This window comes from Stenotrophomonas sp. 112478_Sma (genome assembly GCF_056479905.1).
Genome location: NZ_CM151072.1, coordinates 3,090,545 through 3,113,446, shown reverse-complemented (window position 1 = coordinate 3,113,446; position 22,902 = coordinate 3,090,545). Strand labels below are relative to the sequence as shown.

General features: G+C 68.5%; 22 protein-coding genes and 1 pseudogene. 6 read left to right on the top strand and 17 right to left on the bottom strand.

The window, feature by feature from the left end:
• Positions 1-38: 38 nt before the first annotated feature.
• The 3 genes from ACZK08_RS14285 to ACZK08_RS14275 form a co-directional block, all read right to left on the bottom strand.
• On the bottom strand, positions 39-221 hold the full coding sequence (locus ACZK08_RS14285) for a hypothetical protein (protein WP_053519936.1): 183 nt from the start codon (positions 219-221) through the stop codon (positions 39-41).
• An 11-nt stretch (positions 222-232) separates the two neighbouring features.
• Positions 233-490, bottom strand: coding sequence for a YkgJ family cysteine cluster protein (locus ACZK08_RS14280; RefSeq protein ID WP_053519949.1), 258 nt, complete (start codon positions 488-490; stop codon positions 233-235).
• A 265-nt stretch (positions 491-755) separates the two neighbouring features.
• A complete protein-coding gene (locus ACZK08_RS14275) occupies positions 756-2,117 on the bottom strand; it encodes an Hsp70 family protein (protein WP_065181820.1) in 1,362 nt (453 codons plus the stop codon).
• A 167-nt stretch (positions 2,118-2,284) separates the two neighbouring features.
• Between ACZK08_RS14275 and ACZK08_RS14270 the strand changes: the two genes are divergently transcribed.
• Positions 2,285-2,620 (top strand): zinc ribbon domain-containing protein YjdM, encoded by a 336-nt coding sequence (locus tag ACZK08_RS14270; protein WP_065181821.1) that lies wholly within the window; start codon positions 2,285-2,287, stop codon positions 2,618-2,620.
• Positions 2,621-2,627: 7 nt separating this feature from the next.
• Here ACZK08_RS14270 and ACZK08_RS14265 read toward each other — a convergent pair whose 3' ends face one another.
• A complete protein-coding gene (locus ACZK08_RS14265; RefSeq protein ID WP_065181978.1) occupies positions 2,628-3,776 on the bottom strand; it encodes a tetratricopeptide repeat protein in 1,149 nt (382 codons plus the stop codon).
• Between the two features lie 229 nt (positions 3,777-4,005).
• Between ACZK08_RS14265 and ACZK08_RS14260 the strand changes: the two genes are divergently transcribed.
• The 4 genes from ACZK08_RS14260 to ACZK08_RS14245 all read left to right on the top strand — a co-directional run bounded on the left by ACZK08_RS14260 (position 4,006) and on the right by ACZK08_RS14245 (position 6,883).
• Complete coding sequence (locus tag ACZK08_RS14260) at positions 4,006-4,608, top strand: HD domain-containing protein (RefSeq protein WP_065181822.1); 603 nt, start codon at positions 4,006-4,008, stop codon at positions 4,606-4,608.
• 50 nt (positions 4,609-4,658) lie between these two features.
• Positions 4,659-4,832 carry an oxidoreductase-like domain-containing protein gene (locus ACZK08_RS14255; protein WP_065174857.1) on the top strand — a complete coding sequence of 58 codons (174 nt, stop codon included), beginning with the start codon at positions 4,659-4,661 and terminating at the stop codon, positions 4,830-4,832.
• Positions 4,829-5,446, top strand: coding sequence for a DUF998 domain-containing protein (locus ACZK08_RS14250; RefSeq protein WP_053519940.1), 618 nt, complete (start codon positions 4,829-4,831; stop codon positions 5,444-5,446). Before ACZK08_RS14255 ends, ACZK08_RS14250 begins: the two co-directional genes overlap by 4 nt.
• A gap of 93 nt (positions 5,447-5,539) precedes the next feature.
• On the top strand, positions 5,540-6,883 hold the full coding sequence (locus ACZK08_RS14245) for a virulence factor family protein (protein ID WP_065181823.1): 1,344 nt from the start codon (positions 5,540-5,542) through the stop codon (positions 6,881-6,883).
• A 52-nt stretch (positions 6,884-6,935) separates the two neighbouring features.
• Here the strand turns inward: ACZK08_RS14245 and mprF are convergent, their stop codons facing one another.
• The gene (gene mprF, locus ACZK08_RS14240) at positions 6,936-9,500 is read right to left on the bottom strand and encodes a bifunctional lysylphosphatidylglycerol flippase/synthetase MprF (protein WP_065174859.1); all 2,565 of its coding nucleotides are present in this window, start codon (positions 9,498-9,500) and stop codon (positions 6,936-6,938) included.
• Between the two features lie 158 nt (positions 9,501-9,658).
• On the opposite strand from mprF, the gene ACZK08_RS14235 reads away from it, so the two are divergent.
• Positions 9,659-10,006 carry a RidA family protein gene (locus ACZK08_RS14235; protein ID WP_049426796.1) on the top strand — a complete coding sequence of 116 codons (348 nt, stop codon included), beginning with the start codon at positions 9,659-9,661 and terminating at the stop codon, positions 10,004-10,006.
• Positions 10,007-10,055: 49 nt separating this feature from the next.
• Here ACZK08_RS14235 and rnfB read toward each other — a convergent pair whose 3' ends face one another.
• The 12 genes and pseudogenes from rnfB to ACZK08_RS14175 all read right to left on the bottom strand — a co-directional run bounded on the left by rnfB (position 10,056) and on the right by ACZK08_RS14175 (position 22,787).
• Positions 10,056-10,469: an Rnf electron transport complex subunit RnfB gene (gene rnfB / locus ACZK08_RS14230; protein WP_080375344.1), complete on the bottom strand. Its 414-nt coding sequence runs from the start codon at positions 10,467-10,469 to the stop codon at positions 10,056-10,058.
• Positions 10,470-10,494: 25 nt separating this feature from the next.
• Positions 10,495-11,085, bottom strand: a complete 591-nt coding sequence (locus tag ACZK08_RS14225) for an HAD family hydrolase (protein WP_065174860.1) — start codon at positions 11,083-11,085, stop codon at positions 10,495-10,497.
• Positions 11,086-11,160: 75 nt separating this feature from the next.
• On the bottom strand, positions 11,161-13,239 hold the full coding sequence (gene metG, locus ACZK08_RS14220; protein ID WP_065174861.1) for a methionine--tRNA ligase: 2,079 nt from the start codon (positions 13,237-13,239) through the stop codon (positions 11,161-11,163).
• A gap of 102 nt (positions 13,240-13,341) precedes the next feature.
• Positions 13,342-13,785 (bottom strand): DUF2147 domain-containing protein, encoded by a 444-nt coding sequence (locus tag ACZK08_RS14215; protein ID WP_053519945.1) that lies wholly within the window; start codon positions 13,783-13,785, stop codon positions 13,342-13,344.
• 148 nt (positions 13,786-13,933) lie between these two features.
• On the bottom strand, positions 13,934-14,338 hold the full coding sequence (gloA2, locus tag ACZK08_RS14210; protein WP_053519946.1) for an SMU1112c/YaeR family gloxylase I-like metalloprotein: 405 nt from the start codon (positions 14,336-14,338) through the stop codon (positions 13,934-13,936).
• Positions 14,335-15,405, bottom strand: coding sequence for a serine hydrolase domain-containing protein (locus ACZK08_RS14205; RefSeq protein WP_065181824.1), 1,071 nt, complete (start codon positions 15,403-15,405; stop codon positions 14,335-14,337). Before ACZK08_RS14205 ends, gloA2 begins: the two co-directional genes overlap by 4 nt.
• A 16-nt stretch (positions 15,406-15,421) precedes the next feature.
• A pseudogene (locus ACZK08_RS14200) lies at positions 15,422-17,351 on the bottom strand (DUF885 domain-containing protein).
• A gap of 94 nt (positions 17,352-17,445) precedes the next feature.
• Positions 17,446-18,231 (bottom strand): queuosine precursor transporter, encoded by a 786-nt coding sequence (locus ACZK08_RS14195; protein WP_053520127.1) that lies wholly within the window; start codon positions 18,229-18,231, stop codon positions 17,446-17,448.
• A complete protein-coding gene (locus ACZK08_RS14190) occupies positions 18,228-18,911 on the bottom strand; it encodes a DUF502 domain-containing protein (RefSeq protein WP_053520126.1) in 684 nt (227 codons plus the stop codon). Before ACZK08_RS14190 ends, ACZK08_RS14195 begins: the two co-directional genes overlap by 4 nt.
• 54 nt (positions 18,912-18,965) lie before the next feature.
• Positions 18,966-19,418 carry a DUF4442 domain-containing protein gene (locus ACZK08_RS14185; RefSeq protein ID WP_053520130.1) on the bottom strand — a complete coding sequence of 151 codons (453 nt, stop codon included), beginning with the start codon at positions 19,416-19,418 and terminating at the stop codon, positions 18,966-18,968.
• A gap of 82 nt (positions 19,419-19,500) precedes the next feature.
• Positions 19,501-21,126, bottom strand: coding sequence for a CHASE2 domain-containing protein (locus ACZK08_RS14180; protein ID WP_065181826.1), 1,626 nt, complete (start codon positions 21,124-21,126; stop codon positions 19,501-19,503).
• Positions 21,123-22,787 carry a FecR family protein gene (locus tag ACZK08_RS14175; protein WP_231107754.1) on the bottom strand — a complete coding sequence of 555 codons (1,665 nt, stop codon included), beginning with the start codon at positions 22,785-22,787 and terminating at the stop codon, positions 21,123-21,125. Before ACZK08_RS14175 ends, ACZK08_RS14180 begins: the two co-directional genes overlap by 4 nt.
• Positions 22,788-22,902 lie beyond the last annotated feature (115 nt).

The following is a 22,902-nucleotide window of genomic DNA, read 5'->3' as shown; positions in this document are numbered from 1 at the left end:
GCAGGCCGCGGCGGCAGCGCCGCCGCGGTCAGGGAGGGTCAGCTGGCTTTCTTCAGCGCCCAGGTCGTACCCAGCACTTCGATCTTGCCACCGGCCTTGCGGAACGCGGCCAGGTCAGACGCGATCGAGTCGCTGCTGACCACAGTACTGGCGGCTGCACCCTTGCGTTCGCTACGGATGCTGTTGTTAGCCTTCGCGGGGGTCTTTGCCTTGCGGGGCATGGTTGCTCCTGTCAGGTGGAAGGGGAGGAAAGCGCACAGGCATCGGCCTGGCGCAGGTAATCCTGCCGCTCGCGGCGGCAGTCATCGCCGCCCATCGAAAACTGGCGGCAGATCGCCGGGCGCTGCGAATAGATCGTGCAGCGCAGGTGATAGGGATCGATCGCCGCGCACCAGCCTTCCTCGTTGCGCGCCATCACGGCCCGGCCGTGGGCGTCGCGCGCGAGGAACTGGCCGGGCACGTGGTCGCCGGGCTGCAGCAGTACCGGCAGCCGGCAACAGACCGCGTCACAACGGCGGCAGTCGATGGGTGCAGGTGCGGCGTCAGGTTGTAAGGCCACAGGGGCCTGGCGGGTGCCCAAAGCGGGTCTCGATGGCGGCTCGGGTGATGCGCGGCCATGAACGAGCCAGGAAGGCACGGCCGCAAGACCCGCGTGGCGGGCCGCGCTGCACCCGGAACACACACCGGCAGGGCCGATGGAAGGTACAGCTGTGGATCAAGCCTACCGAGGGTAGCAAACCCTGCGTAACGTTTTGTTAATCCCGGCTGGCTGCGGCCAGCGCCAGGCCTTGTACCACCCCGAGTGAAGGCTCCCCGTGGACCATCCGGGCACCCGGAAACGCCTCCGCCACGGCCTGGCGCAGGTAACCCGCACGGGACATGCCACCGGTCAGGAACACCGCGTCCGGGTCGCCGCCGATGTCGCTGCGCACCTGGGCGAGCAGCGTGCGGATCTGTTCCAGGTAGCCATGGGCCGCACTGGCCAGGCCCTCGGCACTGCTGTCGGCGTGCAGGTCGCGGCCGATGTAGTCCAGCGTGCTGCGGTGCGTGGCAGAACTGCTCAGGGCGATCTTGGCGCGCTCGACATCACGGTACAGGCGCGCGGTGTTGCCGGTGTCCTGCAGTGCCTGCAGGCGCGGGCCCCAGGGTGCGTCGACCGCATCGTAGTTGTGCTGGCGGAAGTCGCGCTGGCGGGTCATGTCCTGCACGGTGGCGGCTTCCACGTAGTGGTGGGCGGGCACGCGGGTGATGCCACGACCGAACAGCGGCATGTAGCTGGACAGGCTCAGGGCCAGGTCGATGTCGGTGCCGCCACGGGCGATGCCCCAGGCACGGTGGATATGCGGGGGTACTGGTCCCCCCACTTCGGCATGGGCGATGTCGGTCGTGCCACCGCCGATGTCGACGATCACGGCCTGGTGCCGTGTCGCGCTTCCGGCGTGATAGTGCATCGCCGCTGCGGCAGGTTCTTCCAGGAAATCGATGCGGTCGAAGCCGGCCTGCGCCGCCGCCTCGCGCAGGATGTCCAGCGCCTGCGCGTTGCCGGCCTCGCCGATCGAGCTGCGGAACTGCACGGGGCGGCCGAGCAGGGCGGTGCGCAGCGGCTGGCCGAGCTGCGCGCTGGCGGTCAGGCGGATGTGCTCAAGGATATGCGCGGCAATGCCGGTGATGGTCTGCTTCGCGCGCGGGTGCAGGTTGTAGCCGAGCATCGACTTGGGGCTCTGCACGAGGTTGCCTTCATGCTCCTCGAAATAGGCTTCCAGCGCGTCATCGCCGTAGATCGCGTTCTGCAGAAGGTCGCTGGCGCTGCGCGCTTCGCGGGCACGGGCTTCCATCCATTCGCGGCGCAGTGCGCGCAATGCTTCGCGGCGCAGTGCCTGCGGCGGGCGCTCCTGGCCGGCAGCGCGGGCGGCACGCGCCGCGCTGTCGATCATCTGCTCCAGCGCATGCTGTTGGCTGGCATCGGGCTGGAAGTCGTCCGGATCGGGTACTACGCCTGGGAAATAGACGCTGGTGCGGAACTGTTCGGCATCGCCGAAGCGGATCGGCAACAGGCGGCCCTCGTGCACGATGGCGGCGGCAGAATTGCTGGTACCGAAGTCGATGCCGAGGCGCATGCGGAATTCCAGGGACGGACAAGGGCCGCGCACTCTGCTGCAGTTTGCGGTCCGCTGCAAGCGCCTGCCGGCCATCTCGGGCGGGCAGGGGGAGCGGCCGCGGGAGAACGGGTGAAAAGAGCGGGCGGTTACAATGGCGGCCGTTGATTCATTTTGAGGTACTTGCAATGTCGTCCGTTCCCGCCTGTCCGCAGTGCACCCTGGAAAACACCTATGCCGATGGCGCGCTGTGGATCTGCGCCGATTGCGGCTTCGAATGGACCGCCGAGGAGAGCGCGGGGCAGGCGCTGGTCGTGCGTGACAGCAACGGCAACACCCTGCAGGCCGGCGACACCGTTACCGTGATCAAGGACCTGAAGGTCAAGGGCTCCTCGATTCCGCTCAAGCAGGGCACGGTGATCCGCAACATCCGGCTGGTCGAGGACGATGCGGAGCACATCGAAGGCAACTCGGACAAGATCAAGGGGCTGGTGCTGAAAACCTGCTTCCTCAAGAAGGCCTGACGGGCCCTCAGCGCCTGGCCTGCTGCTGCGCCCGCCAGCGGGCCAGGCTGTCCAGCTTGGCCTGGTAGCGGGCCTGCTGCGGCGCCCCGCCGAGTTCCTGGGCCCGTGTCAGTTCCTTGTCGGCGCGGGCCAGCTGGCCGGCGAGGAAGTACACCCTCGCCAGGCCGAAATGGAACTGGTGTGCGGCATCGTACAGGCGCACCGCCCGGCGGTAGCAGCGGATGGCCTCCGCCAGGTCGCCCGCGCGTTCGGCGCGGGCCCCGAGCATGTACTGGGCAAACGGATCCTCGCGCTGTACGGCGCGCAGGCGGCGCTCCAGCTGCTGCGCTGCTGCCACCAGGCCCAACCGCCGGTAAAGCGCACTGGCGTTGTTCAGTGCCGCATCCTGACGGCCGTCCAGGCGCAGTGCCATTTCCAGCGCACGACGTGCGCCGGCGGTGTCTCCCTTCCGGTTGTCCAGCACGCCCAGGTTGTTCCAGGCCGGTGCGAATCGCGCGTCCTGCGCGACCGCTGCATCGAAGAACACCCGGGCACCATCCAGATCGTCGCTGGCCATGCGTTCGGCGCCACGATTGTTGTAGAAGTGCGCCAACGCACGGGCACGGTCGATCGGCTGCGGGCCGTGGCGGTCGTACAGCACGTTGCGGTCCAGATCGACCGTGCCGAAGCGGCCGCCGACGTCGACCCCGGCATTGACGTGGCCGACGCTGTAGACCACGCCCTGGTCCTGCTCCTGATACCAGGACACCACGCTGCCGACTTCCTGCACCCGGGCCTGGATGCCGGCCTCGCGTGCCAGCGACACGAACAGCAGCGTGAATGCCAGGCAGTTGGCGCGGCGGTACTGCCAGACTTCGCCGACGGTATAGGTCGCGTCGGCGTCGTACTGCAGATCCAGTCCCTGCCGATCGAAGATCATCTCCACCAGGGCCTGCAGGCGCTGGTCGCGCGAGTGGCTGCGCGCGATCACCTGTCGGGTCAGCATCGCGCGCAGCGCCGGCGGAATCGCCAGCACTTCGTCTGCGGTCGGCACGCTCGCTGGGGCGGGGCGGTACTGAGCGGCCGGTGCGGCGGCAGGACCGTCCAGGGCAACGGCGGCCGGCGCCGCCAGCGCGAGCAGGGCGAGCAGCAGGAATCGGGTGGCAGGACGTTGCATGGCAATTCCCGGCAGCGGCGGGCGCATCCGCCTGCCGCCGAGTGTAGTCCTGCCCGTGCGCCGGTGCATCGACCGCCGGTCGGCGGCGCGGTCATCCACAGGCGATGTGGACCAGCGCTCGGCAAAGCTGTGGACAACTGTGCTCCGCCCTTGCCGGACGGCGGCTGTGAGTGCGTGGTGAATTATTGTCCAGCTTGCTGGCCGGGGCGTCTGGCAGGATCATGCCGGCATGGACTTCGCCCCGATCCCGCTCGATCCGGCGCAGTGGCAGGCGTTGCAGGACCGATATGCCACGCCGCCACGCGCGTACCATCACTTCGGCCACGTGCGCGCGGTGCTGCAGCACTGCCAGGACGTCGCCGATGGACCGGGTTGGCGGCAGCCCGCCGAGGTCTTTCTGGCCGCGCTTTACCACGATGCGGTCTACGAGGCGGGGCGCAAGGACAACGAGGCACGCTCGGCGGCACTGGCCCTGCAGGCCATCGCGCAGGAGCCTGCGCTGGCGGGCATCGACGCCGCCCGCGTCGAGCAGCTGATCCTGCTGACTGCCCGTCATGGCGAACTCGGTCCTGCGGATGTCGACGCCGAAGCGGCGCTGTTCCTGGATTGCGACATGGCGATCCTGGGCGCGCCTGCACCGGTGTTCGATGCCTACGATCGTGGTGTGGCCGAGGAGTACCAGGGGGTGGTCCCGGGTTTCCTGTACCGCGCCGGCCGCCGCCGCTTCCTGCAGGGGCTGCTGCGCGCACCGCGGATCTTCCTCAGCGACTTCTTCCACCAGCGCCTGGATGCCGCGGCACGCGCGAACCTGCGCCGCCGGCTGGACACCTGAGCGGGGCAGTTACACTGGCGGCCTGCATCTGCAAGGTAGCGCCGCCCACCGTGTCCGTTCCCGATCCTGATCCCCGGCCAACCGCACCGGAAGAACCTGGTCCCAACGAGTGCTGCGGCAGCGGCTGCCCGCTGTGCGTACTCGATCTGTATGCCGAAGAGCTGCAGCGTTACCGCAAGGCGTTGGCCGAATGGAAGGCGCGGCACCCGGAGGCCACGCCATGACCGGAGCGCGTCCGGCTGCGCTGCTGGCCCTGGTGGCGCTCCTGTTGTTCGTGGCGACGGCCCTGTGGACGCAGTTCGCGCGCGCTGATCTGGATTGGATGCGCGCGACCCTGAGCCTGTACCTGCACGGTCCCTGGGGTCTGGCGCTGCGCGCCGCCTACTGCCTGCTGGCGGTGGCGATCGCCGCGCTCGGCATCGCGCTCTATCGTCACAGCGTGGGGCCCCGCCGCAGCGCGGCCGCGCCGCTGCTGTTCACCGTGTCCGCCCTGGGCCTGGCGACGGTCGCCATCGGCGACAGCTGGCTGCCGCAGGCGACGCCGCTGCTGGCGCCGCTGGTGCATGGCGTGGCTGCCAACACGGCCTTCCTGTGTGCCAGCGTCGGCATGCTGCTGCAGGCGTGGTACCTGCGTCGCGAGCCGGGCTGGCAGCGCAGTGCTGCCCTGCTGTGGGGCTGGGCCTGGCTGGCCTTCGCGTTGCTGTGGCTGCATGTGCTCTGGCGTGACGGGCCGCCGCGCGGGCTGGGGCAGAAGCTGGTGATCGCCGTGATCGTCGGTTGGCTGCTCTGGCTGGCCGTCACCCTGTACCGGCGCGGTCTGGCGCGCACACGCGCCTGAACCCTGGCCGCGGGCCCGGCGAACGGCCGTGACCGGTACGTGTCGTGCACGCGGTGGCGGCGTATCGTGTGCGCATTCCACTGGGGTTGCGACATGACGCGTGCAGGGTTGGGCAGGGCGATGGGACTGGTGATGGCACTGGCGGCGTTGCCGGCGGTGGCCGCGGCATCCGTGCAGCAGGTCAGCCATGGCCGATTCGAGCAGGTGCCGGTGCATCTGCCGGCGGGAGTGCCGCAGCGGGTGGTGATCTGGTTCCACGAAGGTCCCTATGGCGCTGCCAGCCTGGCGCCGATCGAAGCACTGCGTGCCGACGGTGCGCTGGTGGCGGCGGTGGATGTGGCGCACCTGCGGGGCGTGCTTGAACGCGAAGGCGACAGCACCTGTTCGTTCGGTGCTGGCGACGTCGAGAATTTCTCGCGCTGGGTGCAGGCGTTCCTGCACCTGCCGGGATATCACCTGCCGCTGGTCGGCGGCGATGGTGAGGGTGCCGAGCTGGCCTACAGCCTGGCCGCACAGGCCGACACCCAGGTGTTCGCCGGCCTGCTGACCTCCGGCTTCTGTCCCGACCATGCCCACGAACGCATGGTCTGCGGAGACGGCGTCAAGGAGGGGCGGCTGCAACCGGCCGAACTGAACTTTCCCTGGTTGAATGCCATCGGCGATATGGGCTGCAGGGGCCAGGGAGCGGGTCCGTTCGTGCAGCAGGTCGCGATGGCGCGCGGATTCAAGCGCAGCGCCCGCGGCGATGCCACGCCGGGACTGGTGGCTGCCGCGCGGGTGATCGGTGCGCAGGCCGGCATCAGCCTGGCACCGCCGCCGGCGGCGTTGAAGGGCCTGCCCGTGGTGGAAGTCCCCGCGCACGGTGACGGCGATACGCTGGCGATCTTCGTCTCCGGTGATGGCGGCTGGGCGGGACTGGACAAGGACGTGGCCTCGTCGCTGGCCGAACACGGCGTGGCCGTGGTGGGCATCGATTCGCTGCGTTATTTCTGGAGCGAACGCACGCCGGAGGGGTTTGCCGCTGACCTGCAGAAGATCATCGACCACTACCGCCAGCAATGGCGGCGCGACAAGGTGATGCTGATCGGCTTCTCGCAGGGCGCCGACGTGCTGCCGGCCACCATCAACCGGCTCGATGCCGGCAGCCGCGAAGCACTCGAGCGCATCGTGCTGCTCTCCGTGGGGCGGAAGGCCGATTTCGAGTTCCATGTCAGCAACTGGCTGGGCGGTGGCGGCGATGGCCTGCCGATCGCGCCGGAAGTGGCCAGGCTGCCGGCGGCCAAGACCCTGTGCGTCTATGGCGACAAGGATGAGGACGCGCTGTGTCCGGACCTGCCTGCGAACGAGGGCGTGCGCAGGATCCGGTTGCCTGGCGACCACCATTTCGGTGGCGACTACGATCGTCTGGCCGAGGTCATCCTCAAGGGCGGCGCGTAATCAGCACACGCCTGCAGGAGCAGCGCCGGGCCATGCCCGGCGGTCGGGTGGCTCAGCCGCGGCGTGGATCCAGCGAAATCAGGCGGGTGGCGTCCAGCAGGGCTGCCGGCAGGTGCATGCCACCGGGCGCCGCCAGGTAGCGCGGGCGCCACTGCGGATCGAACTTCGACTTGAAGCGGCGCAGGCCACTGAAGCCATAGAAGCGCTCACCATGCCGTGCCAGCAGGCCGGCAAGACGATTCCAGCGGCCTGCCAGGCGATGCTGGGCCAGTCCGGACAGGGGCGCCATGCCCAGCGAGAAACGCGCATGGCCCTGGGCCCGTCCCCACAGGAACAGTTCGATGAACAGGAAATCCATCGTGCCTTTCGGCGCGTCGCTGACGTGCCGCATCAGGTCCACCGACAGCTCGGCACCGGCTGGCGCCTGCCACAGGTTGGCGAAGGCGACGATCCGACCTTCGGCCTCGACCAGCGCGACCGGGAACCGCACCAGGTAATCGGGATCGAAGCTGCCCAGCGAGAATCCTTTCTCGTCACCGGACTTGTCTTCCAGCCAGGCATTGGAGATCGCATGCAGGCGCGGCAGCAGGCTGGGGACCTCTTCCACCGGCGCCACCCGGAACGACAGGCCACTGCGCTTGCCCCGGTTCCATGCCTGGCGCAGGTCGGCGCGTTCGCGGCCTTCCAGACCGAAGTCGTGCAGCGGCACGATCGCTTCCTCGCCCAGCTTGACCAGGCCCAGGCCGAGATCCAGATAGGTCTGCCAGTAGGCTTCGCCCACCTGGTAGAACACCGGGCGCAGGCCGAGGCGGTCGGCTTCCTCACGGAAACGCCAGATCAACGCACGTGCGACCTCCGGCGGGCCGACCGGATCACCCATCGCGATCAACGAGCCGCCGTAGCGCTGCATCATCACGAAGCCCTGCCGGGCATCGTCGCGCAGCACTGCCTTGTCGGCGGTCAGCACCAGGCAGGCCTGGGTGTCGGTGGCGCTGGCCAGCACCGGTGCCAACGCCTGCAGCGTGGCTTCGTCAGCGGCCGGCAGCGGGCTGCGCGTGCTGTGCAGCAGGCGGGCGAGGCCGAACATCACCAGGGCGATGGCTACCACCAGCAGCGCACGCAGCGCACGCGGTGCGTTGCCGGACAGTGCGAACTGCCACCAGAGTTCGTTCTGGTACTCGACATGGCTGTACGTGAAGAACAGCAGCCAGGTGACCGCGACCAGGACCAGCCCCAGGTTGCGCAACCATGGCCACGACCATGCCTCATCCAGCAGCGCACCCTGGCGGTAGAACTCACGGCGTGCGGCCCACAGTGCCATCGCGACCAGTACGGCCGATACCGCGATCAACGGTTGACCGCCGCGCAGCCACAGCGGCAGCGGCGTGATCACGCAGACCGCCATCGCCAGCATCCAAGCGGCGTGGCTGCGCCGGGCCAGGCCCTGGCCGATCAGCAGCAGGGCGACACCGCCAAGACTGCCGATCAGGTGCGATGTTTCCAGGATCGGCAGCGATGCATTGAGCAGATGGCGACGCGGGGTCGGCAAGGTGCCATCGATGACCAGGGCGGCGCCGATGCTGAAAGCCGCCAGCGCGATGATCTGCGGCAGCCAGGGGCGCAGCGCGTTCCAGCCGGCGCGGGTGGCGCCGGCGCTGGCCCGCAGCGGTCGCCGCAGTGCAGGCGCAAGCGCGAGCACGGTGGCCAGCAGCAGCGGCAGGACGTAGTAGGTGACGCGGTAGATCAGCGCGGCCGCCAGCACCGCCGCCGGTGCCACCTGCGGCAGCAGCTTGAGCAGGCTCCACTCGAACACGCCCAGGCCGGCCGGAACGGTCGAGACCAGGCCTGCCAGCACCGCCACCAGGTACAGGCCGACGAAGCCGGGAAGCCCGGTGGGCGTGGAGTCCGGAAGCAGCACGTAAAACGCTGCGCTGGCCAGCACCAGTTCGATCACGCTGAGCGCGGTGACGCCGAGCATGGTCAGCCGGTCGGGCAGCCACAGGGCGTGGCCGAACACACGGAACTGGCGTCCGCTGCGGCCGACCAGCAGCACCGTGGCCAGATAGGCGAGCAGGGCGGCAATGCCGACCGCGCGCACGGCGCCGGAATCCAACGGCAGCGCCAGCGCCGCCGCTGAGGGTTCCAGGCATAACGCCAGGCCGATCAACAGCCATGCACCGAACATGAAACCGAGCGTGCTCATCAGCACGACCTGGCCGATCTGGGCCAGATCCAGCCCGGCACCGCGATAGCCCCGCAGGCGCACCGCGCCGCCGGTCAAGGCCGCAAAGCCGACGGTCTGGCCCAGGGTGTGGGCGAGAAACGCGGTGATGCCGATGCGCGCGGGATGCACGCGGATGCCGCTGCGTCGCAGGCCGATGGCATCGAAGCCGATCAGGCAGGCATAACTGGCCAGGCCCAGCGTCACGGTCAGTGCGATCTGCGTTGCGCTGAGTGCATGGAACGCCTGGCGGATGGCGCGGTAGCCATGTTCGTCGAACTCGCCGGCCAGGCCATGCAGGGCCAGGGCCAGGATCAGCAGGGGAACGAAGATGGTAAGCAGCCGCTTCCAGACCGGGATGGACGGAGCGGTTGCGGGATCGGAAGGGACGGTCATCGGCGCAAGGGTGCGGCAGGGAGGGCGAGGGCGGTGTCAACGCGGGCGTGGCGCATCGTGCGCCTCTCGAAGGCATTTGAACAGCGGTGGTGCAGGAGCCCCACCCGCCGCCGGTTTGGAGGACAATGCAGGCCTGATCACCCGCAGGAGCCACGCCCATGATGGAGCGTTACGACGTCGGACCGCGCATGTCCGAAATGACCGTGTACAACAAGGTTGCCTACCTCTCCGGCCAGATTCCGGAGGACACCAGCCAGGACATCACCGGACAGACCCGGCAGGTGCTGGCCGAGATCGACAAGCTGCTGGCACTGGTGGCCAGTGATCGCCAGCATGTGCTGCGCGCGGAAGTGTTCCTGGCCGACATGGCCGACTTCGACGGCATGAACAAGGCATGGGACGAATGGGTGGTCGAGGGTGCGACCCCGGCCCGTGCCACGGTCGAAGCCAAGCTGGCACACGCCGAGTGGAAGGTCGAGATCGTGGTGACGGCGGCCGTGCCGTAACGGCGGGCGGGTGTCAGCTCCCTTTCCTGCCGGAAGGGAGCTGGCACCGCTACCGTTCCCGCAGCACGATGCAGTCCACCGGACACGGTGGAATGCACAACTCGCAGCCCGTGCACAGGTCGGCGATCACGGTATGCATGTACTTCGCGCCGCCGACGATCGCGTCCACCGGGCAGGCCTGGATGCACTTGGTGCAGCCGATGCAGTCGGCCTCGACGATCACCGCAACCTGCGGCGCCTTGTGTTCGCCGCGCGTACGATCAAACGGCAGTGCCGGCACACCCAGTACCTGGGCCAGTGCACGCGCGCCCGCATCGCCGCCCGGTGGGCAGCGGTCCACGCCCGCCTCGCCGCGCGCCATCGCCTGCGCATAGGGGCGGCAACCGTCATAGCCGCATTGCCCGCATTGCGTCTGCGGCAACAGTCGGTCCAGGCGTTCGGTCAGCGGCGGAATCAGGCTCATGCGTGGTGAAGGCTGCGCGTATGGATCATTTCAGGGGTTTGCCACGGAACCAGCGTTCGTGGGCGAGGGCCAGCATCGGCCGGTCCTCTGCGCTGTCGCCATAAGCGTGGATGCGCGTGTAACGCGACAGATCGAAACGGCGGCGGATCTGCTCGACCTTGCGAGGACCGCAATCGCCGCCGTGGTAACGGCCGGTCAGGCGTCCGTCCCGGCTTTCAAGGCGGTTGCAGATCAGTTCAAGACCCAACGTTTCGCACCAGGGACGCAGGTACAGATCCAGCGAACCGGACACGACCACCACGGTGTGCTGCTGTTCCTTGTGCCAGCGGATCTGTTCCAGCATTTCCGGGCGCACCACCTCGGGCAGGAACTCGCGCGAGAAGCCGGTGGCCAGCGCTGCGATGTCGTCGGCGTGGCGCTCGCTGAAGGTGAGGCGGGTGACGCGGGCGCGGATGCGTTCGGCCGAGATCAGTTTCAGCCGGTACGCCGCCAGCCACGGACCCACCTTCCACCACGCCTGCGCAAGCTGCTCGGCGGTGGCCACGCGGCGCAGGAAGCGGCCATAGGTATCGCAGGTGGTGACGGTATGGTCGAAGTCGAACAGCGCCAGTTCCATTCCGATGCCTCCCGTGGTGCGTCCCGTCGTTGCCGTGACCGGCGGGAGCGGCCGTGGCCGCACCCGCGCAGTGCATCAGCGGACCGGCATACCCGGCTGCGCGCCGCTGTCGGCGTCCAGCAGCGCCAGCGCGCCACCATCGAAACCTGCCGACAGGATCATGCCTTCACTCAGGCCGAAGCGCATCTTGCGCGGGGCCAGGTTGGCGATGAACACGACGCTGCGGCCGACCAGCGCTTCCGGCTCGCCGTAGCTGGCACGGATGCCGGAGAAGATCTGCCGTTTGCCCAGTTCGCCGGCATCCAGCTCGAAGCGCAGCAGCTTGTCCGAACCCTCCACGAACTCGCACACCAGCACCTTGCCGATGCGCAGGTCGAGCTTGGCGAAGTCGTCGATGCCGATGTAGGCCGGTGCCTCGGCGCTGGCCGTTGCGGCACTGGCCGGCACGGCAGCCGCCGGCTTGGCAGCGTCGGCCTTGGCGGCGGGGGCAGCGGCGGTCGGCTGCAGGGTGTCCTTGGAGGCGTCGATCATGGCGTCAATCTTCTTCGGGTCGATACGGGTGAACAGTGGGGTGTAGTCAGCGATTCGATGGGCCAGCAGCGGCTGCGCCAGGTCGGTCCAGTCGGCCACTGGCGCGGCCAGGAACGCCTCGGCCTGGGCGGCGGTGGAAGGCAGTACCGGCTTCAGTGCGGTGACCAGTACACGGAACAGGTTCAGGCCCTGGCTGCACACGGCCTGCAGCTGCGCGTCGGCGCCTTCCTGCTTGGCGATCACCCACGGCTTGACGTCGTCGATGTAGCGGTTGGCTTCGTCGGCCAGGGTCATGGTCAGGCGGATCGCCGCCGCCGGATCGTTGCGCTCGTAGGCTTCGCGGATCGGCGCCAGGCTGTCGATGAAGCGCTGGTACTGGGCGGCATCGGGCAGCTGCGCGGCGAGCAGGCCATCGAAACGCTTGCTGATGAAGCCGGCGCAGCGGCTGGCCAGGTTGACGAACTTGCCGACCAGATCAGCGTTGACGCGGGCAACGAAGTCACCCAGGTTCAGGTCGAGGTCGTCGACGCCACCGCCGGACTTGGCCGCGTAGTAGTAGCGCAGCGCTTCCGGTTCCAGTCCTGCATCGAGGAAGGTGCGCGCCATCACGAAGGTGCCGCGCGACTTGCTCATCTTGGCGCCGTCAACGGTCAGATAGCCGTTGACGTGCAGGCGGGTCGGCGCGCGGTGGCCGGTGCCGTGCAGCACCGCCGGCCAGAACAGGCCATGGAAATTGACGATGTCCTTGCCGATGAAGTGGTGCAGCTCGGTGGCGGTGCCGGCGCGCAGGTGGGCTTGGAAATCCTCGCCGAGCGTGCCGCACAGGGTCTGGAAGCTGGACAGGTAGCCGATCGGCGCGTCCAGCCAGACGTAGAAGTACTTGCCCGGATGGCCCGGGATCTGGAAGCCGAAGTACGGCGCGTCACGCGAGATGTCCCACGCGCGCAGGCCGCCCTCCGCGTCCAGCCACTCCATCAGCTTGGCTTTCACCCCGGGCAGCGCGACGTCGCCGGCCAGCCATTCGCGCAGGAAGCCCTCGAAGCGGCCGACCTCGAAGAAGAAGTGCTCCGAATCCCGGATCTCGGGCGTAGCGCCGGAGATCACCGATTTCGGCTCCTTCAGATCGGTGGGGCTGTAGGTCGCGCCACAGACTTCGCAGTTGTCGCCGTACTGGTCGGCGCTGCCGCAGTTCGGGCAGATGCCCTTGATGTAGCGGTCCGGCAGGAACATGCCCTTGGCCGGGTCGTAGAACTGGGCCACCGAACGGCGGCTGATGTGGCCGGCCGCTTCCAGCTTCAGGTAGAACGCCTCGGTCAGCGCCTGGTTGGCTGCCGAATTGGTCGAATCGTAGTGATCGAAGGCCACGCCGAATTCGGCGAAATCACGTTCATGGCTGGCCTGGATGCTGGCGATGAAGGCCTCCGGGGTTACCCCGGCCTTCTCGGCTGCGAGCATGATCGGCGTGCCATGGGTGTCATCGGCGCAGACGAACCAGGTCCTGCCGCCGCTCATTCGCCGTGCACGCACCCAGATGTCGGCCTGGATGTAGCCGACCAGATGGCCCAGATGCAGCGGGCCGTTGGCGTAGGGCAGGGCGGTGGTGACGAGCGCGGTACGGGTCATGGTCGCGGGGTGAAGCCGAGGGGAACCGCAGATTATCGCATGCCCGCAACGAGGTGACCCGGCCGGGGCCGGGTCACGGGAATGCACGGACGGGCCGGTGGCTTACTCGCGTACCCAGGTCTGCGCCCGGCAGATGAAGGCGATGCAGCCGGAGACGTCCAGCTTGTTGCCACCCGGCTGCAGTTCCATCTTCGACTTGTAGGTCTTGCCGTTGGCGGGGTCGAGGATGGTGCCGCCGGACCACTTGCTGGCGCCGTCGGCCTTCAGGTTCCAGAGGATGGTCATGCCCTTCACCGGTTTGTTCCTGTTGGCACCCTCACAGCCATCGCAGACCGGGTTCGGACCCTTGTCCGAGTGCAGGATGTCCACCACCTTGCCGGACAGCGTGCCGTTGGCGGCCTGGCTGATCTCGACGATGGACTTCACCTGGCCGGTCTTGTCGTCGATGGTCTTCCAGCGGCCGGCCGCGCCATCGGCGGCCTGCGCCGAGAGCGCCGCCAGGCACAGCGGCAGCGCCAGCAGCAGGGTCTTGAAGGTCTTGCGCATGGTCCCCTCCCAGGGTTCATTCCGGCACGGTGCCGGTACACGCCGACTGTATACCCATTCGGCGGGGTATGGGGAAGGGGGTGCCGGGTCGAGCAGGTGAGTGGGGCCAGATCCTTTCCCGATGGAAAAGGGATCTGACCCCGAGCCATCAGCCGACTTCGTAGAGTTCCAGCGGCAGGCCGTCCGGGTCGGCGAAGAAGGTGAAGCGGCGGCCGGTGTATTCGTCCACGCGGACCGGTTCGCAGTCCACGCCGCAGCTGGCCAGGCGCTGGATGAATGGCTCCAGCGCGGCCACGCGGAAGGCCAGGTGACGCAGGCCCTGTGCCTCCGGGCGGCTGGGCCGGGGCGGTGGTGACGGGAACGAGAACAGTTCCAGCTGGCCGCCATCCGGCAGTGCCAGGTCCAGCTTCCACGAATCGCGCGCGGCACGGTGGTTCTCGGCCAGTACGCGCAGGCCGAGGATGCGCACGTAGAAATCCTTCGAGCGCGCATAGTCGCTGCAGATCAGCGCGGCATGATGGATGCCCAGCAGGGCGGTCGGATCGTCGGTCATTGCAGGATGTCCAGCCAGCGCTGGGCGATCTTCAGCGCCAGCGGATAGGGTTCGGGGTCGTTGCGGTTGCTCAGCACGATCACTGTCAGATGCCGGTCCGGATAGCGCAGGATGACGTTGCGGAAGCCGATGCTTTCGCCGCTGTGCCACTGCATGCGGCCGTTGAGGCGCCAGCCGAAGCCGTAATGCGGTACGTCCGGTTCGGTGGTTGCGGTGGCCGGGCTGAACATGGCCCGCCGCGATGCGGCTGACAGCAGGCGGTCGTCGTACAGTGCGGCATCCCAGCGGGCGAGGTCGTCCAGCGAGGAATAGATGCCACCATCACCCAGCACGGCACTGGTGGTGCTCTGGTCGGTGCGCTGCCAGCGACCGTCGAGCCAGCTGTAGCCGTAGGCCCGCGCAGTGACCGTATCGACGCCGTCCTGGTGGGCGACGGTGTGGGTCATGTGCAGCGGGCCGAAGATCCGCTGCTGCAGGAAGGTGGCGAAATCCTGGCCCGACGCGCGCCCGACGATCAGCGCCAGCAGCGCATAACCGCTGTTGCTGTAGTGGTACGCAGTGCCCGGTGTGAAATCCAGCCGGTCCTCGCGCGCGAGCAGCGCCAGCACGTCCGCGTCGTGCACCTGGCGGCTGTCGGCAGGGTCCATCAGGTCCTCATAATCGGGCAGACCGCTGGTATGCGACAGCAGGTGACGGAGGGTGACGGAGGAGGCCGCAGGCGGCAGTTCCGGCAGCCAGCGTCGCACTGGCTGGTCCAGGCCCAGGCGGCCCTCTTCCACCAGCAGCAGCACGGCGGCGGCGGTGAACTGCTTGCTCACCGAGGCCAGCCGGAAATTGCTGGCTGCGGTCACCGCAGTGCCATCTTCCACCACCGCCAGGCCGTACCCGCGGCGGAACACCGCCTGCCCATCGTGCAGCACCAGTACCGCTGCTCCCGGCACCTGGCCATCATAGGCCTGCATCAGGCCATCGATGCCCGCATCCGGTGGCATCACCGCCGGTGCGGCAGGCGCGGCCTGCGGCAGCAGGGCCAGTACGGCAGCGAACACGACGGTGGCGGGACGCATGAGGGCTCCGTGGCGATCAGGGGGTGGGCGCGGACCCCGGCGGCTGTGACAGCCATCGTTCCATCTTCCGCTCCAGCACGTCCAGCGGCATCGAGCCGTCCTTCAGCAGTTCGGCATGGAAACGGCGCAGGTCGAATGCCGCACCCTGGCGTGCCTTGGCCTTGTCGCGCAGTGCCAGCAGGGTCGTCAGGCCGGCCACATTGGACAGCGCCTGCGCGGGTTGGGCCATGATCCGCTCCACTTCGGCATTGGCATCATCGCTGCTCATGTCCACGGTCTTCTGCAGGTAGGCGACGGCCTGCTGCTTGCTCCAGCCCTGGGCATGCACGCCGGTGTCGGCGACCACGCGCTGCGCGCAGCAGGCGCGAGGAGAGATAGCCGATGCGGTCGTAGGGATCGGTGTAGACGCCCAGCGTTTCCCCCAGCGTTTCCGAGTACAGGCCCCAGCCTTCGATGAAGGCCAGGTCGCCGCCGGCACGCCGGAAGCGCGGCTGCTTGGCCAGCTCCTGCTGCAGACCCAACTGCACGTGGTGGCCGGGAATGCCTTCATGCAGGTACTGCACCGGCACGTTCCAGCGCTTGCGGCTGGGCAGGTCGCGGGTGTTCACATACAGCACCCCGGCCTCGCCGGGCTGTGTCGGCTGGTAGGAGGCCGCGGCCGCGGTGAGCGCACGCTCGGGCTCCACTGCACGGATGTCCAGGGCAGCCTTCGGCAGCGTGTCGAGCACCTGCGGCAGGCGCGTGGCGACCTGCTGCTGCACCTGGCGGTAGCGGCCGAGCAGCGCGTTGGCGTCGCCATACTGGAACTGGCGATCACTGCGCATGCTGCGCAGAAGCTTGGTCGGCGTGCCGCGCAGCTTCGCATCCTTCATCACTGCGGCGATCTGCGCCTGCAGCTCCTGCACGCGCTGTTCGCCGAGCGCATGCCATTGCGCGGGTGTCTGTTCGCTGGCCGTGGTCTGCACGATCAGGTTGGCGTACCACGCCTGGCCATTGGGCAGGGCCCCCAGACCGCTGCTGGTCCGCGTGGCCGGCAGGTACTCGGTGGCGATGAAGCCGCGCAGGGCGCGGTAGGACGGCATGATGCGCAGTTCGATCATGCGCTTGTACTCGGCACTGATGCGCGCCTTGTCCTCGGCGGAAATCGACTCCGGCATGGTCCGGATCGGCGACCAGAAGATGCTTTCCTCGGCGGTCGGCTTGATCACCGCATCCAGCTGCGGCAGCACTTTTTCCATCAGGTCGCGCGGCTGCACCACCCCGGCCTTCATGCCCTGGCGCATGTTGTCGATGGCCTGGTCGAACAGCGCCGGAATGCCCAGCGAGCGGCGCGACCAGGTGTCGTAGTCCTGCACGGTATTGAACGGCTGCGCACCCGCGCCGGCACCGAGAATGGCCATGATGCTGCCGACGTTGTAGTACTGGCTGATCGGCATCATCCAGCTGGGATACGGCTCGGCGGCCAAGGTCGCGCGCGCGTCGCGCACGAAGATCTCGTAGCTCAGCAGGTCCTGGCCCTGCAGGCCGTCGCTGCCGATCTTCTCGACCTTGCCCAGCCACTCCACGGTGAAGTCATGCGACTGCTGGCGCCACGCCGCGGACAGGATGTTCGGCAGCTGGTCGTTGTAGCGGGTTTCGCCCTGGAAGGTCGCCTGCAGCGGGTTCAACCGCATCGACGCATCCCAGTATTCGTCATAGAGGCGCTCCAGCTGGACCGTTTTGGGCACAGTGCGGGCGGCGGCGACCGGGCGCGCGGGGGAGCGGGTGGCGCTGCGTGCCGGTGCGGTGGCGCGCGTGCTGGGCCGCGCCTTGGGCTTGGCCGCCGGACGGCTCTGCGTCGCAGCGGGCCGGCTGGCCTTCTTCTTCGCAGCTTCGGCCGACGGAACGGCGCTGAACAGGAACAACGCGGCAATGGCGGCGGCCAGGGCGCGGGTGGAATACGGCATCAGGAGCTTCCGTGGAACACAGACCGTGGAGCTTGCACGATCCGGCCGCGTACGGCCAGCGCGGGGGCGCAGTCAGCTGGCGCCCGCTGGGCCTTCAGTCAGCCGCGGCCGCAGCGCGAAGCGCGGCCGCGCGCTCGACACCCAGGTATCGGGTGATCGCACGGCGCATCAGGTACAGCAGGGGAATCAGGGCGATCGCAAAGCCCATCTTGTAGACGTAGTTGACGCTGCTCACCGCCAGGAACAGCGATGTCGGCCACTGCTGCGGGCCGAGCACGAAAGCGATCCAGATCACCACGAAGCTGTCCACCAGCTGCGAGACCGCGGTGGAACCGGTAGCGCGCAACCAGACGTGGCGCTCGCCGGTGGCCTGCCGGATCCTGTGGAACACGGCCACGTCGATCAGCTGGCCGAGCAGGAAGGCCACCAGCGAACCAGCAATGGTCCACATGCCCTGGCCGAACACCGCGGCGAACGCGGCCTGGTAGTCGGGCACGCCATGGGCGTTCATCGAGGTGACCCACCAGCTGGCCGGCGCCAGCGAGATCGCCGCGAAGGCGAACAGGAAGCCGTAGGCGATCAGCACCACCGCCAACCACGAGATGAAACGCACCCCGCGCTTGCCGAAGAACTCGTTGATGGTGTCGGTCATGATGAACACCACCGGCCACAGCAGTGTGCCGGCGGTGAAGCTCAACGATCCGGTCTGGCCGAACAGATTCCAGTTCAGCGGGTCGATGCCGAGCGTGTCTTCCAGCGCGAAGATCTTCACTCCGATCAGCTCGGCCAGCACGGCATTGCCGCAGAAGAACGCGGCCAGCACGATGAACAGCAGGACCGCGCGGTCCTGCAGCGGGCGCTCGACCGGCGTCGTGCTCATTCGGTGCGTTCGCCCGCGCGGGTGAACGGCACGCTGGCTGGCGCCACAGCACCACCGGAAATGATGAAGCTCATCGCCTGGTCCACGGTCCAGTCGGTGGGTGTGAGCAGTTCCACCGGCACGATTTCAAGATAGCCGGACGTCGGGTTCGGCGTGGTCGGCACGTACACCGCTGCCAGTTCGCGGTCCGTACCGTGTTCCTTGATCACCCGCGTGACCAGGCCGACCGACTTCATGTCGCGGTGCGGGAAGTCGATCAGCACGACGCGCTGCGTGCTGCCGGGTTCGGTCTGCAGCATGTCCAGCAGCTTCTTGGCGCTGTCGTAGATGATGCTGGCCAGCGGGATCCGCTTGATCACCGCGCCGATCCAGCGCAGCAGGCGCTGGCCGAGCACGCGGCGGCTGGCCACGCCCACGGCCAGGATCACCAGCAGCGTCGCCAGCAGCGCGATGGTGTTCTGGATCCACTCCGCGCGCACCCAGCCCAGGTAATGCGGGAAGCTGGTCGCGATCTGCTCCGACAGGGGCACCACCAGCGGGCTGGAGATGCCCGACAGCAGCACGAACACGAATTTGACCACGACCCAGGTGAGCCAGATCGGCAGCAGGGTCAGCAGGCCGGTCAGGAACAGGCGCTGCAGGGAGGGGCGGGGGACCAGGGAGGGGGCTTCGAGCGACATGGGCGCATTGTAGCGGCCAGCGCTTGCCGATGATGCGGGGGAATGCGGCCGGGATCAGCGTGCGTGCGGCTTCAGCCGCAGGTAGACCTGCTTGCGCACCTGGGCGACCACCTCGCCGCTTTCGTCGACCACCTCGTTGCTGAACCAGCGCAGCACTTTGCCGCCGCCGGCAGCGTCGGCGCGCAGTTCGTCCAGCAGCGCATCGTCGATGCGGAACGACGTGCGCACGGTGCCGCGCCCCGGCTTGAGGAAGTCGATCGCGCCGGCGCGGTCCCACACGTAGTAGTCGCGGCCGAGAATATGCAGCAGGCCCAGCATCCAGAAAGGGTCGGTCATCGCAAACAGGCTGCCACCGAAGTGGGTGCCCACGTAGTTGCGGTTCCAGGGGCGCTGGCGCAGCTCGACGTCGATCTGCCGGTAGTCCGGGCTGACCCGGGTGACGTGGATGCCGGTGAACAGGAAGGGCGGCCACAGGTTGATGCCGAAACGGAACAGGCGGGCGTTCATGTGCATCGCGAGGGCGGAGGGGCGGGCCCCAAGTCTAACCATTCGCATGCGTATGTTGTAGCTGTGCGCGGCGCGGCGCGTGTCACCCTGCGGCGTCGATCACGTAGCCGTCGCGACCATTGGCCTTGGCCTGGTACAGCGCCGCGTCGGCACCTTCCACGAAATGGTGGGGTTGCAGCTCGCCATTGGGGATGCGGGTATAGACGCCGATGGTCAGGGTGATGCCGCCGCCATGGCCTTCACCCGGTGCGGGCAGGGCGCGGATGCTCTGGATGAGGTCTTCGATCACCTGCCGCGCGCCCTCGGCCGGCGTATCCGGCAGCACCAGCGCGAACTCGTCACCGCCGTAGCGTGCCGCCTTGTCGCGCGGGCGACGCGCGTGCGTGGCGATCTGCCGCGCCACTTCGCGCAGTACGCGATCGCCGACCTGGTGACCGTGACGGTCGTTGTGGTGCTTGAAGTGATCGACGTCGATCAGCGCGAGCGTGAGTGGCTTGCCGCTGCGCCGTGCGGCATCGCATTCCTGCTGCAGCGACTGTTCGAAACGCAGCCGGTTGCCCAGGCCGGTCAGCGCGTCACGGTTGGCCAGCCGGTGCCAGGCCGCGATCCGCCATATCGCCCAGGCCAGCAGCACCAGCACGATGCCCAGCATCGCGCTGGCCGGTGCCCACCACAGGTTGCCGGCGCGCAGCAGCGCCCAGCTCAGCAGCGGGGCCAGCGGCAGCGAACAGAGCGCCGTCAGCCAGGGCAGGCGCAGGCCGAGGAGGATCACGCACAGCGCCACCAGCAGGCCACCGATGGCGTCCTGGCAGAGCCGTGGCAGGACGTGGATCTGCCTGCCCTGCAGCAGCATCGAGGCGATGTTGGCCTGGTACTCGCTGCCGCTCATCCAGTACTCGCGCGTGGTCGGCGTGAGCAGGCGCGGGGCGATGCCGCTGGCGGTCATTCCGACCACGATGCGTCGCCCATGCAGCATCGCCATGTCCACGTGGCCCTCGAGCACGTCGGCATAGGACACCTGCGGCAATCGTTCCGGCGGGCCGGCGTAGCGCACCCGCACGTAATCGTCGCGGCGCCACTGATAGGGGGAATCGACCTCCGGCTCGGGATCCGGCAGGCCGTCGATCGCGCTGGCGGGCAGTCCGGCCAGGGCCAGGCCCAGCGCAGGCCAATGCGGCTGGCCGATGCCAGCGCGCAGGTACACCCCACGGGCGACGCCATCGCCATCCACTTCGACATCGCTGTGGCCGATCGCCGCAGCGCTGGCCGCGATCAGTGGAATGGGCAGCAGTTCCTCGGCCATGCGGTCGCCGGCTGCCGGCGCCGCCAGCACGGGTAGTACGACGTGGCCATTGCGCCGGATCGCGGTGGCCAGGATTTCGTCCTGGCGGCTGTCGCGGCGGTCGGGTTCTGACAGCATCAGGTCCAGTGCGATGCGTTCAGCGCCGGCGTCGGTGAGGCGATCAAGCAGGCGCGCATGTACCGAGCGCGGCCATGGCCATTGGCCGATGCGCTGCAGGCTGCCTTCGTCGATGGCGATGATCAGCACGCTGGGGTCGGGTCGATAGTCCCAGCCGCCGACCATCGCGTCGTAGGCCGCTTCATCCTGGCGCCACAGCCACTGGCCATGGCTGGCCACGGCGGTCAGCACACCGGCCAGCACGGCCAGTGCGATCCGTCGGGACCATGGAAGCGGCGAACGCCTCATAACAACAGCCAGAGCAGCAGCGCACCGCCGCCGCCGGCGCCGTAGCACAGACGGCAGGGCAGCTTGACCTGCTGCGCGGGCGAGAAATCGCCTGCGTGCCCGTCGTCGTCGATGTACTGCACGCGCACGTGCAGGGTGCCGCTCCATGGCCGCTTGAAGCTGACCTGGGGCTGCTCGACGGTTTCATCGAGCATCGGGCTGGCGAAGTCGCCACGACGATCCACCTGCACGCGGTAGCGCTGGCCTTCGCTGCCGGCCTGCCAGCGCAGGGTCAGTTGGCCATGCGCCGCCTCGGGCGGCTGCAGGGCAGGGTCCACCGGTTCGTTGGTCAGCTGCAGTGGCAGCGCTTGTCCATAGCGCCCCTGGTGGCCGTTGTCATCGCGCGAGGCAACGCGCCAGTAGTACTGGCCCGGCGGCAGGGGCTGCGCCAGGCGCAGGTCGGTACCGGTGCTGGCCTGCTCCTGCAGCGGCTGCGTGAACGTCGGTTCTGCAGCGACCTGCAGCACGCTGCTGCTCGCGCCCGGGGCCTGGGTCCAGCGGAACCGGGGGCGATCGCTGTTGACGGTCTGGCCGTGCAGCGGAGAGACGGTCAACGGCGGCGGCGGTTGGTCGCTGAGTTCGAAGTCGGCACTGGCGTCCAGGCCCTCCACGCCCTGTGCGTCGACCGCACGCAGCAGCACACGCAGCTCGCCGGGCGGCAGATCGCCGATCGCCAGTCGCGTGTCGGCGGTGGTGGCGGCGAACAGCAGGATTTCCGGCGTGGCCGCCTGCACCACCTCCACCCGGTAGTGGTCGGCTCCGGCGACCGGGTCCCAGGCCAGCAGGCTCGGCAGCGGTGCCAGTTTCAGCTCATCCTGACGCAGCGTCGGCGCCGGCAGCAGCGCGGCCACGGCGGCGGGCGCCTTGTCGGCGCTGGCGTTGCGGCTGGCCTGACCCGGACGGACAAGGCGCTGGCCGTGGGTGTTGGCGACCTGCACCCGTCCTTCCAGCACTTCGGTGGCACCGATCCGGCCGGCATCGCCATCGCCGGCGCTGACGCGGAAGACCGTGCCGCGCACGCTGCTGGTCGCCGTCGGTGCATCGATGATGTAGCGCGATGCCGGGCCGCGTGCCGGGGTGACCCGGTTGCTGGCGCGGCCCTGCTGCAGGCGCAGGCGGGTATCGACCATGCCGGTGCGGCCGTAGCGGCTGAGCTGGTCCAGGCGCAGGCGCGAATACTCGCGCAGCTGCAACCGCGAGGCATCGGCGAATTCGAGGGTGATGCTGGAGTCGCCTTCGGTTTCCACGGTGTCGCCGATGCGCAGCTGCTCTCCGGCCCGCACCGCGCGGGTGGCGCTGCCATCGCCGCCCACCAGCCCGACCTTCCCGCGCACGGACAGGACCCGTGCCGGCGCAGGCTCGGTGCGCAGCCAGCTGATCGGGAAGCGCAGCAGCTGGCCCGGCGGCAGCTGGTAGGGATTGGCGATGCGGTTGTGCTGCTGCAGCTGCTGCCAGGGCACGGAAGGCTTCAGGTACAGGCCACCCAGGTCCCAGAGGGTGTCACCGGGACGGACCCGGTAGTTCCAGTCCTGTGCGGCGGCGATGGCCGGCAGCAGCAGGAGGGCACACAGCAGGACACGTTGGAGGCGCGTAATGAAAGGCGAAGTGCGGACGAAGGTCACAGTTTGCAGTCCCGGCAATGCGGAGGCGCAGCAGCAAGACCCAATGGCCCCGACCCTCATCCCCCCGAATGGATCGCGGCGGCCGAACGGCCGCCATCGATCACATTATCGCCCG

Coding starts and splice junctions, on each gene's coding strand:
- ACZK08_RS14285 (WP_053519936.1), bottom strand. CDS start 221: ATGCCCCGCAAGGCAAAGACCCCCGCGAAGGCTAACAACAGCATCCGT.
- ACZK08_RS14275 (WP_065181820.1), bottom strand. CDS start 2,117: ATGCGCCTCGGCATCGACTTCGGTACCAGCAATTCTGCCGCCGCCATC.
- ACZK08_RS14270 (WP_065181821.1), top strand. CDS start 2,285: ATGTCGTCCGTTCCCGCCTGTCCGCAGTGCACCCTGGAAAACACCTAT.
- ACZK08_RS14265 (WP_065181978.1), bottom strand. CDS start 3,776: ATGCAACGTCCTGCCACCCGATTCCTGCTGCTCGCCCTGCTCGCGCTG.
- ACZK08_RS14260 (WP_065181822.1), top strand. CDS start 4,006: ATGGACTTCGCCCCGATCCCGCTCGATCCGGCGCAGTGGCAGGCGTTG.
- ACZK08_RS14250 (WP_053519940.1), top strand. CDS start 4,829: ATGACCGGAGCGCGTCCGGCTGCGCTGCTGGCCCTGGTGGCGCTCCTG.
- ACZK08_RS14245 (WP_065181823.1), top strand. CDS start 5,540: ATGACGCGTGCAGGGTTGGGCAGGGCGATGGGACTGGTGATGGCACTG.
- mprF (WP_065174859.1), bottom strand. CDS start 9,500: ATGACCGTCCCTTCCGATCCCGCAACCGCTCCGTCCATCCCGGTCTGG.
- ACZK08_RS14235 (WP_049426796.1), top strand. CDS start 9,659: ATGATGGAGCGTTACGACGTCGGACCGCGCATGTCCGAAATGACCGTG.
- rnfB (WP_080375344.1), bottom strand. CDS start 10,469: ATGAGCCTGATTCCGCCGCTGACCGAACGCCTGGACCGACTGTTGCCG.
- ACZK08_RS14225 (WP_065174860.1), bottom strand. CDS start 11,085: ATGGAACTGGCGCTGTTCGACTTCGACCATACCGTCACCACCTGCGAT.
- metG (WP_065174861.1), bottom strand. CDS start 13,239: ATGACCCGTACCGCGCTCGTCACCACCGCCCTGCCCTACGCCAACGGC.
- ACZK08_RS14215 (WP_053519945.1), bottom strand. CDS start 13,785: ATGCGCAAGACCTTCAAGACCCTGCTGCTGGCGCTGCCGCTGTGCCTG.
- gloA2 (WP_053519946.1), bottom strand. CDS start 14,338: ATGACCGACGATCCGACCGCCCTGCTGGGCATCCATCATGCCGCGCTG.
- ACZK08_RS14205 (WP_065181824.1), bottom strand. CDS start 15,405: ATGCGTCCCGCCACCGTCGTGTTCGCTGCCGTACTGGCCCTGCTGCCG.
- ACZK08_RS14195 (WP_053520127.1), bottom strand. CDS start 18,231: ATGAGCACGACGCCGGTCGAGCGCCCGCTGCAGGACCGCGCGGTCCTG.
- ACZK08_RS14190 (WP_053520126.1), bottom strand. CDS start 18,911: ATGTCGCTCGAAGCCCCCTCCCTGGTCCCCCGCCCCTCCCTGCAGCGC.
- ACZK08_RS14185 (WP_053520130.1), bottom strand. CDS start 19,418: ATGAACGCCCGCCTGTTCCGTTTCGGCATCAACCTGTGGCCGCCCTTC.
- ACZK08_RS14180 (WP_065181826.1), bottom strand. CDS start 21,126: ATGAGGCGTTCGCCGCTTCCATGGTCCCGACGGATCGCACTGGCCGTG.